This is a genomic window from Halomonas chromatireducens, from assembly GCF_001545155.1.
GTDB lineage: Bacteria > Pseudomonadota > Gammaproteobacteria > Pseudomonadales > Halomonadaceae > Halomonas > Halomonas chromatireducens.
Window position 1 is genome coordinate 1,220,748 of the sequence record NZ_CP014226.1, and the last position, 17,619, is coordinate 1,238,366.

Annotated in this window: 17 protein-coding genes and 2 pseudogenes; 9 read left to right on the forward strand and 10 right to left on the reverse strand. The window is 62.9% G+C overall.

All coding sequences use genetic code 11. The features are described from left to right. Nucleotides 1-14 precede the first annotated feature (14 nt). Nucleotides 15-1,025, reverse strand: coding sequence for a KpsF/GutQ family sugar-phosphate isomerase (locus LOKO_RS05715; RefSeq protein ID WP_066446215.1), 1,011 nt, complete (start codon nt 1,023-1,025; stop codon nt 15-17). Between the two features lie 32 nt (nt 1,026-1,057). Continuing rightward, the gene (locus LOKO_RS05720; protein ID WP_066446218.1) at nt 1,058-2,005 is read right to left on the reverse strand and encodes a calcium/sodium antiporter; all 948 of its coding nucleotides are present in this window, start codon (nt 2,003-2,005) and stop codon (nt 1,058-1,060) included. A 143-nt stretch (nt 2,006-2,148) separates the two neighbouring features. Between LOKO_RS05720 and LOKO_RS05725 the strand changes: the two genes are divergently transcribed. Genes LOKO_RS05725 through mlaD form a run of 3 tightly spaced genes read left to right on the forward strand, consistent with a single transcriptional unit; the run spans nt 2,149 to nt 4,242 of the window. Further along, the gene (locus tag LOKO_RS05725) at nt 2,149-2,961 is read left to right on the forward strand and encodes an ABC transporter ATP-binding protein (RefSeq protein ID WP_066446220.1); all 813 of its coding nucleotides are present in this window, start codon (nt 2,149-2,151) and stop codon (nt 2,959-2,961) included. Continuing rightward, entirely contained in the window at nt 2,958-3,740 is a 783-nt protein-coding gene (gene mlaE, locus LOKO_RS05730) for a lipid asymmetry maintenance ABC transporter permease subunit MlaE (RefSeq protein WP_066446223.1), read from the forward strand. Before LOKO_RS05725 ends, mlaE begins: the two co-directional genes overlap by 4 nt. A 37-nt stretch (nt 3,741-3,777) precedes the next feature. After that, nucleotides 3,778-4,242 carry an outer membrane lipid asymmetry maintenance protein MlaD gene (mlaD, locus tag LOKO_RS05735; protein ID WP_066446226.1) on the forward strand — a complete coding sequence of 155 codons (465 nt, stop codon included), beginning with the start codon at nt 3,778-3,780 and terminating at the stop codon, nt 4,240-4,242. 134 nt (nt 4,243-4,376) lie between these two features. On the opposite strand, the gene katG is transcribed toward mlaD, so the two are convergent. The 4 genes and pseudogenes from katG to LOKO_RS05755 form a co-directional block, all read right to left on the reverse strand. Next, nucleotides 4,377-6,377 carry a catalase/peroxidase HPI gene (gene katG, locus LOKO_RS05740; protein ID WP_235588946.1) on the reverse strand — a complete coding sequence of 667 codons (2,001 nt, stop codon included), beginning with the start codon at nt 6,375-6,377 and terminating at the stop codon, nt 4,377-4,379. A gap of 320 nt (nt 6,378-6,697) precedes the next feature. Beyond that, nucleotides 6,698-7,066 carry a truncated hemoglobin gene (locus LOKO_RS05745; protein WP_066446229.1) on the reverse strand — a complete coding sequence of 123 codons (369 nt, stop codon included), beginning with the start codon at nt 7,064-7,066 and terminating at the stop codon, nt 6,698-6,700. A gap of 395 nt (nt 7,067-7,461) precedes the next feature. Then, nucleotides 7,462-7,569, reverse strand: a pseudogene (locus tag LOKO_RS20580) (hypothetical protein); the annotation flags it as partial. Nucleotides 7,570-7,735: 166 nt separating this feature from the next. Then, entirely contained in the window at nt 7,736-8,953 is a 1,218-nt protein-coding gene (locus LOKO_RS05755; protein WP_066446232.1) for a Do family serine endopeptidase, read from the reverse strand. A gap of 102 nt (nt 8,954-9,055) precedes the next feature. Between LOKO_RS05755 and LOKO_RS05760 the strand changes: the two genes are divergently transcribed. Further along, entirely contained in the window at nt 9,056-9,817 is a 762-nt protein-coding gene (locus LOKO_RS05760) for a Nif3-like dinuclear metal center hexameric protein (RefSeq protein ID WP_066446235.1), read from the forward strand. Nucleotides 9,818-9,849: 32 nt separating this feature from the next. Here LOKO_RS05760 and LOKO_RS05765 read toward each other — a convergent pair whose 3' ends face one another. Continuing rightward, nucleotides 9,850-10,299, reverse strand: coding sequence for a ZapG family protein (locus LOKO_RS05765; protein WP_066446237.1), 450 nt, complete (start codon nt 10,297-10,299; stop codon nt 9,850-9,852). Between the two features lie 203 nt (nt 10,300-10,502). Between LOKO_RS05765 and zapE the strand changes: the two genes are divergently transcribed. From zapE to rpsI, 3 genes and pseudogenes are all read left to right on the forward strand, one after another. Continuing rightward, a complete protein-coding gene (zapE, locus tag LOKO_RS05770) occupies nt 10,503-11,687 on the forward strand; it encodes a cell division protein ZapE (RefSeq protein WP_066446240.1) in 1,185 nt (394 codons plus the stop codon). Nucleotides 11,688-11,847: 160 nt separating this feature from the next. Then, the gene (gene rplM / locus LOKO_RS05775) at nt 11,848-12,276 is read left to right on the forward strand and encodes a 50S ribosomal protein L13 (RefSeq protein WP_043516860.1); all 429 of its coding nucleotides are present in this window, start codon (nt 11,848-11,850) and stop codon (nt 12,274-12,276) included. A 13-nt stretch (nt 12,277-12,289) separates the two neighbouring features. Next, nucleotides 12,290-12,520, forward strand: a pseudogene (gene rpsI / locus LOKO_RS05780) (30S ribosomal protein S9); the annotation flags it as partial. A gap of 2,136 nt (nt 12,521-14,656) precedes the next feature. Here the strand turns inward: rpsI and LOKO_RS05790 are convergent. Further along, a complete protein-coding gene (locus tag LOKO_RS05790; RefSeq protein ID WP_201025361.1) occupies nt 14,657-15,715 on the reverse strand; it encodes an alpha/beta hydrolase in 1,059 nt (352 codons plus the stop codon). Then, entirely contained in the window at nt 15,712-16,014 is a 303-nt protein-coding gene (locus LOKO_RS05795) for a winged helix-turn-helix domain-containing protein (protein ID WP_066446245.1), read from the reverse strand. The genes LOKO_RS05790 and LOKO_RS05795 overlap by 4 nt, the downstream gene beginning before the upstream one ends. 239 nt (nt 16,015-16,253) lie before the next feature. Here LOKO_RS05795 and LOKO_RS05800 point away from each other — a divergent pair, with 239 nt between their 5' ends. Further along, entirely contained in the window at nt 16,254-16,514 is a 261-nt protein-coding gene (locus LOKO_RS05800; RefSeq protein WP_066446254.1) for a hypothetical protein, read from the forward strand. Nucleotides 16,515-16,569: 55 nt separating this feature from the next. Here the strand turns inward: LOKO_RS05800 and LOKO_RS05805 are convergent, their stop codons facing one another. After that, nucleotides 16,570-17,031, reverse strand: coding sequence for a DUF721 domain-containing protein (locus LOKO_RS05805; protein WP_066452244.1), 462 nt, complete (start codon nt 17,029-17,031; stop codon nt 16,570-16,572). A gap of 121 nt (nt 17,032-17,152) precedes the next feature. Here LOKO_RS05805 and LOKO_RS05810 point away from each other — a divergent pair, with 121 nt between their 5' ends. Beyond that, nucleotides 17,153-17,530 carry a hypothetical protein gene (locus tag LOKO_RS05810; RefSeq protein WP_144439616.1) on the forward strand — a complete coding sequence of 126 codons (378 nt, stop codon included), beginning with the start codon at nt 17,153-17,155 and terminating at the stop codon, nt 17,528-17,530. Nucleotides 17,531-17,619 lie beyond the last annotated feature (89 nt).

Below are 17,619 nucleotides of genomic sequence, written 5' to 3' on the forward strand. Positions count from 1 at the left end.
GGTTCAATGGGTCGTCAGATCACGCCGCTGCGCAGCAGGTCGTGCATGTGCAGGGCACCGACCGGATGTCCTTCTTCGTCGACCACGGCCAGGGCCGTGATCCGATTGTCCTCCATGACGCGCACCGCCTCGGCGGCCAGCAGGTCGGGGGCGATGCGCTTGCCGGGGCGAGTCATGACGTCATCGACACTCAGTTGGCTGAGGTCGGTATGCTGGTCCAGGGTGCGGCGCAAGTCGCCATCGGTATAGACACCAATCAGTCGATTCTGCACGTCCACCACACAGGTGAAGCCGAGCCCCTGTCGGGACATCTCCAATAGTGCGTCCCGCAGCGGGCTGCCCATCGGGACGCTCGGCAGTCGCGTACCCTGATGCATGAGATCGGCGACCCGTAGCAGGAGCCGCTTTCCCAGGCTGCCTCCCGGGTGTGAGCGGGCGAAGTCCTCAGCGGTGAAGCCGCGGGCTTCCAGCAGGGCGACGGCCAGGGCATCTCCCAGGGCTAGCGCCGCTGTGGTAGAGGCGGTGGGGGCCAGGTCCAGGGGACAGGCCTCACGGGCGACGGCGGCACTCAGGTGAGCGTCGGCATGGCGGGCCAGGGTCGACTCGGGGTTCCCCGTCATGCTGACCAGCGGCGTGCCCATACGCTTGAGTAGTGGCAGAATCGCTGTGACTTCTCCGGTTTCACCGGAGTTGGAAAGGGCCAGCACCACATCGCCCGGAGTGATCATGCCGAGGTCGCCATGGCTGGCTTCGCCGGGGTGGACGAAGAAGGCCGGCGTCCCGGTGCTGGCCAGGGTCGCGGCGATCTTGCCGGCAATATGGCCCGATTTTCCCATGCCGGTGACGACCACCCGACCCTGGCAGGCAAGCATGAGCTCACAGGCATGATCGAAATGGCTATCCAGTCGATCGGCAAGGGCGCCGATGGCCTGGTGCTCGATTTGAAGCGTGCGACGGGCGCTATCGCGCAATGGCGATACGTCGGCGGGATCGGCTTGATGTGGAGAAGCAGCGTCTATGGTCATGATGATGATTGTTGCCCGTTGTGGCGTTTCACTCAAGGAGCGCCGTTGCCGACAAGCCCCAGCCAGCCCAGATAGGCGAGATAGCACCCCAGCAGCAGGCTGGCAGGCAGACGCTCGATGCGGCCTTGGCGCTGCCACAGAAGCAGCATGGACATGGCCAGGGTCAGCAGCAGCATGATCGGATAGTCGCGGCTTGCCGCTGCCGCATCGATCGGCCCAGGTGCGAGCAGGGCAGGAATGGGCAGCACTGCCAGCAGGTTGAACAGGTTCGAGCCGATGACATTGCCGATCGCCAGTTCATGGTGCCCCTTGAGGGCGCTGGCCACGCAGGCGGCCAGCTCCGGCAGGCTTGTGCCGATGGCCACGCCGGTCAGGCCGATGATCAGCTCACTGACGCCCATGCCCTGGGCCAGTTCACTGGCGCCCCAGACCAGTATGCGGGAACTGAGTGCCAGCAGCAGCAGCGTGCCGACCAGCCAGCTAAGCGCCCGTGGCAGCGCCAGGTCGGGTATATCTCCCATCGGGGCGGCGTCCGGGGTATCGGCACGAACCAGCCACCACAGGCTGAAGATCAGCAGGAGGGAGAGAAACAGTGCGTCGAAGCGCCCCAGGATGCCGTTGGCCAGGGCATAGCCTGCCAGTCCGGTGGCGCCAAGAAGCAGCGGCAGCTCGCGCCGCACCAGAGAGAAGGGGACGGGGATCGGTCGAACCAAGGCCGTGATGCCGAGAACCAGGCCGATGTTGGCGATATTCGAGCCAAGTGCGTTGCCGGTGGCCAGGTCGGGGATACCATCCAGTGCTGCGAATACTGCCACGACCATTTCCGGGGCCGAGGTCCCCAGCGCCACCACGGTCATGCCAATCAGCAGGGGACTCAGGCCGGTGCCGCGCGCCGTGGCTGCGGCAGCGCCGACGAAACGATCGGCGCTCCAGACCAGACCGATGAGGCCGACAGTGGCCATGAGCAGGGGGATCAGCATGAATAAGGCGGGGCCGAGGCATCCAGGAGGCGTATATTAGACGTGCTGGCGGGCCCGGGTGCAAGTGCGGCCTGCGTTGGGCTGGCGCCCTGCGACCCGGTTAGGATACGATGTTCGATAATTTTTTCGATGGACGTCTCGCAATGACCGATTCCCCCTTCGTGGTGGTGGAGGGTCTGCATTTCGCCCGGGGGGAGAAGGACATCTTCCGCGGCGTGGAACTGCAAATCCCGCGGGGCAAGATCACCGCCATCCTGGGTCCCAGCGGTACGGGCAAGACGACCCTGCTCAAGCTGATTGGCGGGCAGCTTGCCCCCGATGCTGGTCGCGTCAGTATCGACGGCGAGGATGTGCATGCCCTGTCCCGCAAGGCGCTTTTTCGATTGCGGCGTCGCATGGGCATGCTGTTCCAGAGCGGTGCACTCTTCTCCGATCTCAGCGTATTCGAGAACGTGGCTTTTCCCCTGCGCGTACATACCGATCTGCCCGAGGCGATGATCCGTGACGTGGCGCTGATGAAGCTGCAGGCAGTCGGGCTGCGCGGCGCGCGCGACCTGATGCCATCGGAGCTTTCCGGGGGGATGGCCCGGCGGGTCGCTCTGGCGCGTGCCATTGCCCTGGACCCCGAACTGATTCTCTACGATGAGCCCTTCGTGGGGCAGGATCCGATTTCCAAGGGGGTGTTGGTCCAGCTGATCAAGCGGCTCAATGATGCGCTGGGCCTGACTGCCGTCGTGGTGTCGCACGATATTCAGGAGACGCTGTCCATAGCCGACTATGTCTACGTGATTTCCGATGGCCGGGTCATGGCCCAGGGTACGCCGGATTCACTGGACGTGGATGAGGATCCGCGAGTCAGTCAGTTCGTCCATGGCGAGCCCGATGGTCCGGTCCCTTTTCATTATCCGGCGACGGATTTCTTCAGCGACATCCTCAATGGGGAGGGGCGCCCATGATCGGGCGAATCGTGAGCTTCGGGCGGCGCGGTTGCGAAGTGCTCGAAGCCCTGGGCCGGGCAGGGCAGTTCCTGGCCCAGTCAGCCGTTGGTGTGCCGTCCCGGGAGGGCTGGTACCTGTGGCTGCGGCAGGTGCATTTCGTCGGCGTGCTGTCGCTGGCCATCGTGCTGGTTTCCGGGCTCTTCATCGGCATGGTGCTGGCGCTACAGGGCTACACCCTGCTGGTTGACTTTGGTGCCGAGCAGGCGCTGGGTCAGATGGTGGCGCTGTCGCTGCTGCGTGAACTCTCACCGGTCGTGGCGGCACTGCTGTTTGCCGGCCGGGCCGGCTCGGCGTTGACCGCCGAGATCGGCCTGATGAAGGCCACCGAGCAGCTCACCAGCATGGAGATGATCGGCGTCGACCCCCTGAGGCGGATAGTGGCCCCCCGGCTGTGGGCCGGTTTCGTGGCGCTGCCGGTGTTGACCGTTGGCTTCAGTGTGGTCGGCATCTACGGCGGTTACCTTGTGGGGGTCGAGTGGCTCGGGGTCTTTGAAGGCTCCTACTGGGGCAATATGCAGGGCAGCGTTGATTTCATTGGTGATGTCGGCAACGGCATGGTCAAGAGCGTGGTCTTCGCCCTGGTGGTCACCTGGATCGCGGTGTTTCAGGGTTATGACCTGGTGCCCACATCGGAAGGCATTTCGCGGGCTACCACGCGCACCGTGGTCTACTCGTCACTGGCGGTGCTCGGCCTGGATTTCGTGCTCACCGCGTTGATGTTTGGTGGATTTTCCTGATGACGGGAAGACTTGTTTTGACGTTCGGAGAGACGCAATGAAGCGCAGCAAGACGATGGAGCTGGGGGTTGGCCTGTTCATGCTGGCGGGTATCCTCGGGCTCCTGTTCCTGGGGATGCGGGTCAGTGGCATGGCCTTTACCGCCCCGGGCGACACCTTTCGGCTCGAGGCCAACTTTGCCAATATCGGCAGCCTCAAGCCACGTGCCCGAGTCACCATGGCGGGTGTGACCGTGGGGCGGGTGACAGCCATCGAGCTCGATACCGACTGGTACGATGCCCGCGTGGTGTTGGAGCTCGACGGCGAACTCGAGGGCAGGCTTTCTCGAGACACCACCGCTGCGATTCTCACTGCCGGACTGCTTGGCGAGCAGTACATCGGGCTTACGGTCGGCGGGGATCCGGACACCCTTGCCGATGGCGATACCATCCGCGACACCCAGTCCGCCATGGTGCTGGAAGAACTCATTCAGCAATTCGTGTCCAATATGGTCAGCGACTAGAGGCCCTGGCCTTGTGTCACTCAATCATCGCTTCGTTAAGAGGTCACCCCATGACAGGTCAACCCAAGACACTGATGTCTCGCTCCCATACTCTCCTTCGCCTGATGGTGGTGGGGTTGTGCCTGGCGCTGTTCTCACTGTCGGCACAGGCCGAGCCGGAGCGCAGCCCGGAGCAGGTGATTCGCGACAGCATCAACGAGATGATGGGACAGATAGAAGGGCGTGAGGATGCCATCGTTGCTATTGTCACCGACGTTGACGCCGATGGCCCGCATGCCGCCGAGCAGCGCCGTCATCTGCGGTACGCTGAGGTTGAGCATGAACGCCCGGTCGATCATCAGGTGCTCGGCCGGGATGGAGGTCGCCTGCTTCTGCATGTAGTTGCGGAAGGCATCGTGCCTCGGCTCAAGGAAGGCGTGTGCATCCACCTCGGTCATCTCCTGGCTCGCATCGGTGCGGCCCGGGGAGAACGGAACCGTGATGCGGTGGCCGGCAGCCTTCGCCGCCATCTCGACTCCCATGTTACCGCCCAGCACGATCATGTCCGCCAGCGAGATGTTAGTACCGGAGGCGTCCTTGATCTGCTGGAGCCTGTCGAGCACTTCGGGCACGCCGGAGCTCACGTTGACGTCCCAGCCAATCTGCGGCTCGAGACGAATGCGCGCGCCGTTGACGCCGCCGCGGTGGTCGGTCTGGCGGTAGGTGCAGGCCGCGGCCCAGGCGGTCCCCACCAGCTGCTTGGCGGTCAGGCCGGCGTCGGCGATCTGCTGCTTGAGCGTGGCGATCTGCTGGTCGTTGACCAGCGGCCCCTCATGCTTGGGCACCGGGTCCTGCCAGACGAGGTCTTCGTTGGGTACGTGCGGGCCGAGGTAGCGGGCCTGCGGGCCCATGTCGCGATGCAGCAGCTTGTACCAGGCACGGGCGAACTCGTCGGCGAGCACGTCCGGGTTCTGGTGGTACTCCTTGGCGATCTCGAGGTAGGCGGGATCGGTGATCATCGCCATGTCGGCGGTGTTCATCACCGGCGGATTCTTCTTGCCTTCGACGTGGGCATCGGGCACCCAGAACCCCTCCTTCACCTCCACCGGCTCCCACTGATTGGCACCCGCGGGCGACTTCTTGACCTCCCACTGGTGGGCGAAGATGGTGTTGAGGTAGGAGTTGTCCCACTTGGTCGGCGTCGGGGTCCAGGCGCCTTCGAGCCCGGAGGTGACCGTGTACTCACCCAGGCCGGTCTCGTTCTTGTTGGCCCAGCCGATCCCCTGCTGGTGGATCTTCGCCGCCTCTGGCGCGTCGCCGACGGCGTCGGGCGAGCCGTTGCCGTGCATCTTGCCGAAGGTGTGGCCGCCCACGGTCAGCGCGACGGTCTCGCGGTCGTTCATGCCCATGCGCGAGAAGGTCTCGCGTACGTCCTGGGCAGACTTCATCGCGTCGGGAACGCCGTTAGGGCCTTCCGGGTTAACGTAGATCAGCCCCATCTGGACCGCGGCGAGCGGGTTGTCCAGGGAGCGGCTGCCGTCTTCCCAGGTGCCGGTGTAGCGCTCGTCGTTGGTCGAGAGCCACTCGGTCTCGGGGCCCCAGTAGATGTCATCCTCGGGCGCCCAGATGTCGGAGCGGCCAAAGCCGAAACCGAAGGTGCGAAAGCCCATCGTCTCCAGCGCCCGATTGCCGGCGAGGACCAGCAGGTCGGCCCAGGAGATCTTCTCGCCGTACTTCTGCTTGATCGGCCACAGCAGCCGGCGTGCCTTGTCCAGGTTGCCGTTGTCGGGCCAGCTGTTTAGCGGTGCGAAGCGCTGAGCACCGGTGCCGCCGCCACCGCGGCCGTCGACCGCACGATAGGTGCCGGCCGCGTGCCACGACATGCGAATGAAGAACGGCCCGTAGTGACCCCAGTCGGCGGGCCACCACTCCTGCGAGTCGGTCATCAGCGCATCGAGGTCGGCGCACAGTTCGTCGACGTCGAGCTTGGAGAACGCCTCGGCATAACTGAAATCGGCTCCGAATGGGCTAGCGTCGGGGTGCTTCTGGTGCAATACATTGAGGTTGAGCTGGTCGGGCCACCAGTGTTCATTGCCCTGCAGACTGGGCGTGGTGCGTGCCCCCCACTCCCGGCGTGTAGACTTTTGTTCAGACACGGTCTTCTCCTCGACTGAATGGTGGCTTACAGGACGTGTGAGCCGATATCGCCGTATCGCCTCATTCTTTGTAAACAGCTTCCGACCCTATCCCGGAAGCAGTCAGAATCCCATAAGCCGTCACGTATCAGTGAAGGATTAAGGACCGAAGCCGTCAAGCTGTGGGGAGGCTTTCGCTTTGATAGGGGCAGGCTATGAGAGCAGCTCAGCTTGGCTAACGATCGCTTGGATATGAACCATTGCGATGCGGGTAGACCGGTATCGACCGGCGCAAACTGGCCGATACCGGCTGAATCGATCGCGGTTGGGCTTGGCCTCGCTCATCGGTGGATGATTTCCTCCTTGAGCGAATAGGCAATGCCCAGCACTTCGTCGCAGACCGGGCGCGGATACTCCATTTCGTTCATGGCTTGCATGATGTCGTCGACCACGGCCACGTATTCGGCCGCGCTGACGTTCATCCCGGTGTGGGTCTCGATCATCGACCGTCCAGTGTACTCCACGGGCCCACCGGAACCGGCCGCGATGAACTCCTTGACCTTGATGCGGGCCCGATCCAGCGCTTCTTGATCGAGCGCTTGGTAACGTGGGCCGGCGACGTCGTTATGCAGGTGAAGTTCGACTATGCGATCGCAGAGCTTGTCAATGCCGGCTCGACCGCCGAGTCTGTCATAAAGTGTTTCGTTCATGTCGAAATACTCCTTTCAGTAAGCGGCTTCGGATAGGTGCCGGGGCACCTACACCAAGGGCGTAACAATCCTTGTTACAACCGCAACAAAGGCAACTGAGCGATGACGAAAGCGGATCTGTCGTCAATTCGCACCGCCCTGGACGTCGGCGACTTCGCCCGGGCACAGCAACTGCTCGCCGGACTGTCCATGCCCGCGTCAGCCGAGCTATTGGCGCTACAGGCCCAGGCGGCTTACGGCACGGGCGACCTGGAAGGTACGCTGGCCGCCTATGGCGAGCTCTACCACCTGCACCTGGAGGAAGGCTGCCTCCATGAGGCTGCTTTTGCCGCCGTCATGGTCGGCATGTACCTGATGATGGATACGGGCCTGATGGCCACCGTACGTGCGTGGNCGTCGTCGAAGGTGACCCGGGAGATGCCTTCGGTGTAGGCCTTCTCGAACTGCAACGGCACCCCGTAGGCGATGGAGGCGAGGATGGTCAGCTTGTGGGCTGCGTCGATTCTTGCCCGGGGCGAGTCGTTGACCGCCCATGCGCGTTCAGCCGAGTATCGGATCCAGAAGTAGCGCTGTCGGCCGCTGCCGGGGCGATAACACGAAAGACCCTGTCCATCGAAAGTGGGCAGGGTCTTTTTTCGTGTTGGCAGGTGGCGTGCGGGTGTCTGCGCCTCAGCGTTCCGGCTGTCTCAACTGAGGGGGAGGGCGTTCACCGACTTCCAGTTCGATGCTGAGTTTGTCGCCGCTGCGCACGACGGTCAGCGGTAGGGTGGCGCCGGGCTGGATGGCGGCGATGTCGCTCATGGCTACCCGTGCATCGAGAATCGGGCGACCATCGACTTCCAGCAGGACGTCTCCTGGACGCAGACCTGCCCGGGCGGCGGGTCCGTCCCTTACCACTCCGGAAATGACGACGCCGCGAGGGGCTTGCAGGCCGAAGGAGGCGGCCAGCTCCGGGGTGATTTCCTGGGCCTCTATGCCCAGCCAGCCTCGAATCACGCGCCCCTGGGTCACCAGGTCATCGAGAATGCTATGGGCCAGACGGGTGGGAATGGCGAAACCCACTCCCTGAGAGCCGCCGGAGCGTGAAAAAATGGCCGTATTGATACCCACCAGGGCGCCTTCGGCATTGATCAGTGCCCCCCCGGAGTTGCCGGGATTGATGGCGGCATCGGTCTGAATGAAATCTTCGTAGGCACTCAGGCCCAGGTGGGTGCGCCCCGTGGCGCTGATGATGCCCATGGTGACGGTCTGGCCGACGCCGAAGGGGTTACCGATGGCCATGGCAATGTCGCCCACCGCCACGTCCTCGGTGTCGTACAGGGTGATGACGGGGAGGTCTTCAAGGTCGATGCGCAGCACGGCCAGGTCGCTTTCCGGATCGGTGCCGATGACCTGGGCCAGGGTTTCACGACCGTCCCGCAGGGCCACCTGGATCTCGTCGGCGCCATCGATCACGTGATGGTTGGTCAGTACATAGCCGTCTTCGCTGACGATGACACCGGAGCCCAGGCTGGAGAGAAAGCGTTGCTGACTGGGTACGTCGTCGCCGAAGAACTGGCGGAAGAAGGGGTCGGACATCATCGGGTGCTCTTCGAGAGCGACGACTCGTGACGAGTAGATATTGACCACCGCCGGGGCGGCCTTCTCCACCGCCTCCGAATAGCTGACCGGCCCCTGCATACGGCTCAGGGGTTCGGCTTGCCGCACCTCGGGCGTGGCGCGGGATGCCGGCTGATTCAGCTCGCTGGGCGCTTCAACAGCAGGGGGGGGCTCGGGTGGAGAGGACTGAGGTGGCCCCAGGAGCTGCGGAAAGGTGTTAAGCAGTACGATAGCCAGCAGCACGCCGATGAGGACGGGAAGGGCATAGGCTAAGAGCGGACGACGCATGCAGTACTTTCCTGATTGGCGGGGAGCAGTCGATGCCGCCCCGCGCAGTCGTTACAATGGCACTATCCTAACATTCAAGTGAACTGCTGTCCGGAGGGCCTAATGATTTCCCGCGACGACCTGGTAAGGAGCTGTGATGCACTGCTCGATGTGCAGCGGTTCCAGGATTACACGGTCAATGGGCTGCAGGTGGCCGGACGTGTACCCATCGCCCGCGTCATGACCGGTGTGACCGCCTGCCAGGCCCTGCTCGATGAAGCGGTGACCTGGGGGGCCGACCTGGTGCTGGTCCATCACGGCTATTTCTGGAAGAACGAGCCGGTTCCCATCACCGGCATGAAGCAGCGTCGCCTGCGCACGCTGTTGCTCAATGATATCAATTTGCTTGCCTACCATCTGCCCCTGGATGCGCATGCCGAGCTGGGAAACAATGCTGAGCTGGCTCGCCGGCTGGGCTTCCAGGTGGAGGGTTTTGCCGACGGCGACATCGGTGAAGGGCTTATCTGGCTAGGTCGTCTTCCGGAAGCGCGTGGGGCTGCCGAGTTGGCGAGCCATGTGGCCGCTTGCCTGGGGCGTGCGCCGCTGCTGGTCGAGGCGCCTGACGTGGGAGCGGTGAAGCGTGTGGCCTGGTGTACGGGGGGGGCGCAGGACATGATTACCCGGGCCTGGGAGGCCGGCGCCGACGCCTTCATCTCGGGTGAGATCTCCGAGCGTACCACTCACCTGGCCCGCGAGCTCGGTATTCACTATCTAGCCGCCGGGCATCACGCCACCGAGCGCTATGGCGTTCAGGCGCTGGGCGAGTGGCTGGTCCGGGAGTTCGGCATCGAGCACCGCTTCGTCGATATCGACAACCCGGCGTGACGCCGGGCTGGCGGCATCCTTACGTCCCCTGGTCAGTAGCGTGGCGGCTGCGGGGCGTCTCTGGTCTCGGTGTCGGACTTGAGTCCGAAGTCTTCCGATAGGGTGCCGCCGGTACCGTCGGCATAGTCGCGGGGTGTGGGAATTTCGTCGGCCTGCGGGGCGAGCGTCTTTTGCGTCGCCACATCGAGACGGCGGGTGGCAGGCGTCTCACAGTTGAGTGTGCTGGCGTCTTCGGTCACCCGGTGTTCGAGAGTGCGGATCTCGCGCTGTATATTGGCGACCATCATGCCGACCTGGGTAAAGTGCTCTCCCAGACCCTCCTTGAGTTCGCTCAGCTCCCTCTCGCGCTCCGCCAGCTGCTGTCGCTGATGCTGCAGGCGACTCGCAGAGGCGCCGAATAGATGGTAGCCCAGGCCGCCGAGGCCCAGACCGGCCAGCAGGCCGACGATGGCGACCAGCCAGTTGATGTTGCCATAATCCACGTGGTTCTCCCCCTGATGCTGATGCACGCTGAGCGCGTGGTCTTGCCATGGCGCCGCACTCGGTCGTCTGGCGCCCCATTATAGGGGTGTGGGCGGTCGGCCGGTCAACGCCGCGTCAGCACGGCGTTGTTCTGCGCAAAGGTTGCTAGGAGCGTATAATGCACAGCTTGCCAATTTATGAGCCAAGTCAGCAAGGAATAGCCATGTGTGCGACTGCGACCCCCGTGGACTCTCGTTCGACTCCCGGTATTACGCCACTGGCGCGATATCGTGCCGACATCGAGCGTAAGGGATTTCAGTACGATCCGGCCCAGGAGCAGGCTGTCATGCACCTGCAGCGTCTTTTCGATGAGCTGGTGGCGATGCCGCGGGCCCAGCCGAGGGCGGTTACTACGAGCCGTGGCCTGAAGTCGCGGGTGGCAGGCCTGTTCGGCAAGCGCGACAAGTCTGATCAGGGACCGACATTGCCGTCGGTTCAGGGACTCTATCTCTGGGGTGGGGTGGGGCGCGGCAAGACCTATCTGGTCGACACCTTCCACGAGTCGCTGCCGTTTCCCGACAAGATGCGTACCCATTTCCACCGCTTCATGCAGCGTGTGCATAACGAACTCGAGCACTACAAGGGCGAGAAGAATCCCTTGAGCCTGATCGCCGGCAAGTTTGCCGCCGAGGCCCGTGTCATCTGTTTTGATGAATTCTTCGTCAAGGACATCACCGATGCGATGATCCTGGCCAACCTTCTGGAATCGCTGTTCGAGCGTGGCGTCGTACTCGTCGCGACGTCGAATATCGTTCCCGACGAGCTATACAAGGACGGGCTACAGCGAACCCGATTCCTGCCCGCCATCGACCTGATCAAGCGACACTGCCAGGTGGTCAATGTTGATTCCGGCATCGACTATCGACTGCGTGCGCTGGAACGTGCCGAGATCTTCCATGCGCCACTCGACGACGCGGCCGACGCCGAGCTAGCTCGCAGCTTCCGTGAGATAGCCGGGCACGACGGCGAGACCGATGTGTCCATAGAGGTCAATCATCGCGTGCTTCATGCGCGCCGGCTGCATGATGATGTCGTGTGGTTCGAGTTTCGCGAACTGTGCGACGGGCCGCGCAGCCAGAACGACTATATTGAGCTGGCGCGGGAGTACCATACCGTGCTGGTTTCCAACGTGACCCGTATGGGTGCGGCAACCGACGACCAGGCGCGGCGCTTTATCAACATGGTTGACGAGTTCTACGACCGCGGTGTCAAGCTGCTGCTCTCCGCCGAGACGTCTGCCGAGGCGCTTTACGCCGATGGCCGGCTCGAATTCGAGTTTCAGCGAACCTTGTCACGACTTCAGGAGATGCAGTCACACGAGTACCTGGCGCTGCCGCATAAGCCGTGATATGCCTCTTATCATATGCCATGGAGTCGTGTAGAATGCCGCCTCGCTTGATCGTTGTCGTCGCTGCTGGTGGCGACAACCAAGAAGAATAGGGAAGATCCCATGTCGGCAGCCCCGGCGGCAGGATCCAATACATCAATATATTGTGGTGATTTCATCCATGAAGACGTTCACTGCTAAGCCGCAGTCCGTCCAGCGCGACTGGTATGTCGTCGATGCTGCGGACAAGACGCTCGGTCGTCTGGCCACCGAAATTGCTCGTCGCCTGCGCGGCAAGCACAAGCCGGAATTCACTCCTCACGTCGATACCGGCGACTACATCGTCGTGATCAACGCCGAGAAGGTGCATGTCACCGGCAACAAGGCGAAGGCCAAGACCTACTATCGCCACACCGGCTACCCGGGTGGCCTGCGCTCCATGAGCTTCGAGAAGATGATCGCTCATGCTCCCGAGCGTGTTATCGAGTCCGCTGTCAAGGGTATGTTGCCGAAGGGCCCCCTGGGACGTGCGATGTACTCCAAGCTCAAGGTTTACGCCGGCGCCGAGCATCCGCACGCCGCCCAGCAGCCGCAAGAACTGAACATCTGAGGGGGTCATCGCCATGACACAGCACTATTACGGTACCGGGCGCCGCAAGACATCCACTGCCCGTGTCTTTCTCAAGCCGGGAACCGGCAAGATCACCGTCAACAGCCATGAGCTGGACCAGTACTTCGGCCGCGTCACCGGGCGCATGGTGGTTCGCCAGCCGCTTGAGCTGACCGACACCGTGGGTCAGTTCGACGTCTTTGTCACCGTCAAGGGTGGTGGCGGCTCCTCTCAGGCCGGCGCGAAAATGAACGAGCAAGACTACAGCGCTATCGCGACATCGTCGAAGCCTCGCTTGCCCGAGTCGAGACCCTGATCCAGCAACTGCCTGACATCCCTGCCCTGACAAGGGCGAGAGCCGAGCTNTTCGCCCTTTTCGAGCGGGTCGTAGTGAAAGACGTATAGTCGCGATGCAAATTGGGCAACCGGTAGCGAGGCTTCACCGTAGAGTTCGCCATTGCCTTGTGTCGATGTAACGATCCCCTGTCCCCAGTCTTGCCTGCTATCGTTGTTGGGATTGAAGAAGTACACCCGCATGACCTGGCTTGGGTCTAGCGCAAGGCGCTGGAACGTGATGGCGTGCCAGCCGAGAAAGCGTGTGGCGCCGTCGGTCACGGCAATACCCGCCGGTTGCGGATTGATCACCGGAATGTTGCCGTTGTAGAAGGGGTGATATGCCGCATAAAAATCACGGATGAAACCCTCGAAGTCCTTCAGTCCCACGGTAAAAATATCGACAGCGATGCGGAACCCATGCCCGACATGATCGCCATGAAATTCAGCGTTGACCCACTTGTGCGGATCCTCTCCGCGCCCGGCACTGCGTCGACCCATCTCGAAGTAGATGCGATCGAGATGAGGGACGGTGAGCAGGGAAACGGCATCCACCTCCACGGGCGGCTCGGTGGCTAGGCCTGCGCCGAGCTCGCGGGAGGAAATATTGTGGCCTTCGAAGCGCATCACGATCGCGTCGTCGCGGGCTGCCCAGGCGACGATTCGCAGCAGGTCTGCCGGGGTATTGAAGGCCCACATGGACAGGGCGCGTGTCGACTGGCAGGTGGGGTAGTTACCCTGGCCTATGCCGAGCGGGCGGCCGAGGACATTGAGCACGTCGGCGAGAAGAAAGCATTCGGGCGAGCGTCGATCACCAAACACAGCAACGACCTTCTGTGCCGCCGCATCGCACAACGTGAGCCCCAGTTGCCGCCATAGCGATGGGGCCACCGGAGGCGAGTACAGAATGCCTCGCTCTAGCATCATGGCAAGGCCGTAGGCGGCCTGGCTGGTTTCGGTAAACAGGGCTTCATCAATCAATGTGTGAATCAGCGCTGGGTAACAGTGAAAAGCGTCTGCCCCCGTGTGGCTCAGGCCGAGTGCCGTGGGGATCAGCTCGTTCCATCGCTTACGCAGGTAGCGGATAAAATCCGGCATGTAGGGCGAGACCAGGCAAGTGCTGTGCATCCCCTGGGCAAACGCCATGGCCTCCTGCAGCAGGGCCGCGTCGTCCATGCTTGCTAGCCTCTCGGCGTACACCTCGAAGCCGGGATCTTCGCGACAGCCTTCGGTTGGCCCGAACACGGCATCGACGAGCTTCCGGGCATCCTCCCCGGCCTCTCCCACCATGGTGGCCGGGGTGTTCAAGCAGGCGGCAATCTGGGTCACCATTTGCTTGACGCCATTGACCTGGACTGGACGTTGCTCAAGAATCCGCCAGACCTCGGCCACTAGATGCTCTAGGAGATTCTGGTAGCCCAGATGCTCGAGCAAGTAGTGATACAGGTTCTGGACGGCAAGCCCAAGGCGGGCAGGCCGCAGCCGGTCGCTCTCTTGCAGGTCGCTGACCACGATATCGAGGTTCATGGCCATCACTTGGGCAAGAAAGTGATGAGCGTGTTCTGACGAGACTGAAGGGTGGGAGTAGTCGCCCTTGGCAACAGCCAGCAGACGAATCTGGCTAAGGCTCTCGATCAGGGTGGCGACCGGGTCGCCGTGCCGCACCGTACGCACGGCGAGCGAAGGCACCAGTGGCTGAGGGTAATCCCAGTCGCTACCGCCGAAGAATCCTGCAGCCTCGATCACCGGCACGCGCGCATAGAGGACTTCTAGCCCCCTGGCTTCGAACATCAGGGGGCGTGCCGCATCGATAACCTCGAATACGGGAGAGACGTCTGCAACGGCATTCGCGGCGGAAAGCCGCTCGATGGTGGCGTCTAAATGCTTTACAAGCGCGTCTGACGTGCCGTTGTCATGGTGGGCGGTTCCGTGCCTTTCAACGCTCATCCAACTACACTCTGCCCCGGATCGTGACTTGTCAACCATATTTACTGCGGCCATTCGCAGAGCACTTTCCGCTTGCAGCGTCGAATGCACAGCATCTAGCTCATTGGCAAAGTGCCTCGCGGGCCTGGTCGCGGCTCGTCTCGTGGCCGGAAGGCAGGGGGGCGGCCGGATTGGTCAGCCAGGCAACGATATCCTGCTCGGTGCGAGCGCGTTGGGTATAGCGGGTCAACATATGGTAGCCATCGGGGTAGAGCGCCAGGCGCCAGCCTGTCCCCGTTGCCGGCTCCGTCTCAGGGAGGCGGTTCAACAGCGCGCAAAATGCCTCGGCGGGAATGACCTGGTCTTCGTCGCCATACAGGACCAGGGTGGGGCCGGGCAGGTCCGGGGCGGCATGCAGCGCCCGGTCCATGGTGTCGGTCACCCCGTGAAGGGTATCCACTCGGGCGCTACGTAGGATCAGCGGATCCTGGGCCAGCTGGCGCTTGATCGCTTCGTCATCGGTGGGCTCGATTCCCAGGCTCCGCGTGGTGTGTACCGAGAAGGACACCTGTGGTATCAGGCGAACACCGAGCCACAGCCCCAGCCGCTGGTACCACGGCATCGCCTCTCGTCCCCACACGGCGGGGGCGATCAATACGCTGCCATCCACCGGGGGAGGGTCGTCGCCGGTCATGGTGAGTATCACGATAGCCGCACCCATGCTTTTGCCGATCAGGTAGATGGGCGTGTGAGGATGACGTTCACGCATCAAATCGGCGAGCAGAGCTACGTCATCGCTCAGCCGCTGGTGCCCCGCCCACAGACGGCGCTGTTCGGTGGTGCCGAAGCCACGCTGGTCATGAGCATAGACTTCCACGCCCTGGCGGGTCAGGGCGTCGGCAAGCACGCTGAAGCTACCGGCATGGTCATTGAAACCATGCACTGCCAGAGCCACGCTGCCGGCTTCGCCCTGGGCGGGCCAATGGCGTAGAGGAAGCCGATAGCCATCGTCGGCAACGACTTGATGCGTCGTGATTCTCGGTTCTTCGGCCCCCGGGCCTGGCGACTGCAGCGTTGCGTTGCTGACACAGCCACCCGATGACAGCAGGGCGACCATCAGCAAGGCGAGCCTGGGCAGGCGATGTTGCAGTGGCAGGATGGAAGGGAACAGCTGTCTCATGACATGGCGGGATAGTCGAGTGCTTGGCGAAGCCGGTCGGCATGGGCGGCGACCCACTCAGGGGATATAGGGCCCCAGTCACGTATTACGTAACATCCGATGTTGTGTCTCTTGCCGGGTTCGGGCTCGAAGTCGCAGTGGATATCGAGCTCGGCCAAGGCCGAGATGGTGTCCTGGGCGGTACGTCTCGGCATGCCGGTTGCTTCGATGATGGCCGCCACGCTGGCGACTCCGGTCCTTATCAGGTGAGCCACGTAGAGTCGGCGGTAGAAACTGGAGCGGGTCTTGCTGAGAGACATGTCGGTTCCTGGAATAAGGGTGTTGCTTCAACTGAGCACGGCGTCACTAGCGAAAGTTGCGTCTCGTTAAAGCATAGCGTCAGCACCGGTGGGTTAGCCACAGGCACCCGAAAAGCTCGGTTGCGGGTGAAGGAGTGAAGAATTGCCTACAGTACTAGCAGCACAGTGAATTCATGAGCTTTTTCCTTGTCACTGGGGTAGACAAGCGATCAAGGGCAAACGTATCAGGGAGGAGAGACATGGCCGTCAAGCCAGTGAATGAAGCCGAGCTACTGGTCCAGATTGGGCGCTGCATGTTTGGTGAGCGAGTCGTGGTAGAGCGTGAGGGCAAGCGGTTCTCGGCCCGTGTTCAGCATGTCGGGGCTACCGGGGTGAAGGTCATTCCCGAGACGACATTGACGGAGCACGACGGGGAGCCCGGCGACATCCAGGGCGTGATGGTCTCGTTTGCCGACATCAAGGAAGTCGAGGTCGAGGGCGATACCTATCGACTGGAATGAGCGGTATCGGTTGTTATGAGCCTGCGGGTGCGGACGCGATCCCGCGCAGGCTGGTCTAGTCGCGGGGCTGAGCGTGGGAGGCGAGACGCTCCAGGGCGTGCTTGAGGCGGGGGTCCTCGGTGTCGGCGGCGCAGGCGGCGATCTCGTCGGCGGCTGGCGTCGGCAGCTGTCGTACCTGGCGCGCCGGCACCTTGAGCGGGCGCACCGGTCTCACCTTGAGGTTGAATCCTGTGACAGCGGCGAATTCAGGCAGCTGATGGAGCAGGGTGAGCAGGCGCTGCTGTTCATAGCGGAGCCAGGTCAGCCACACGGCGCGGTCGGTGATGATCGTCAATTTTCCTTCGCGAAATCCCCCGACGTGGACATGTTCGCTCACCTCTTCCGGCAAGCTGTCCCGCAGGTGCTGCTGGGCCCGTGCGATCAGCCTTGCCGTGCGCATCAACGGGGCCAATTCGCCGTTGCCACCAAGCAGGCGAGACATGGGCTGTGCGCGTGAACGCTTAACCTTTATACTCATGGGCTTATTCTCGGGGGCAAACGCCTTCTCCAGGTTGCCGATTGCGACCTTGGCCGCTGTCCTGATGTCCAACGCCCGTGGTTACGGCAAAGCCTAGCACGCTCGGGAGATACGCTACAGCATGACCACTGTCCTGCCCCAAGGCCGTACCGTCGGCGCCCCGAACCCCGGGGCAGCGGCGCGCCGCCGACAGCGCTCGCGCTGGTGGTTGGCCGGCCTGTTGGTGAGCTGTCTGCTGCCCGCCGGGCTGAGCCAGGCGGAGACCCTGCGGCTGGCGGAACGGGTGGTCCAGACCTGCATCCTGGCCCCGACGCTGATGCGTGCCCGCTGCCGTTACGTGGCACGCCGTCGAGCGTTGCCGCACTGGCCACCGCGCAAGCCAAGGGTCATGGCTTGTCGTGTCCGACCTCCGCAGCAGCTGCCGCCCTGGCGGTGCTGGCCTGCCGCTCATGACGTCCTGACGCGCCGCGGCCCACCTGGCCCGCGACGCCACCTCTGAAGCCATCGATTCCTGCCGGTGGGGGCTTGGCGCTATGCCATGTCCGCTTTCACTACTGGCCGATTGTCATATGCCGATATTGGACGTTT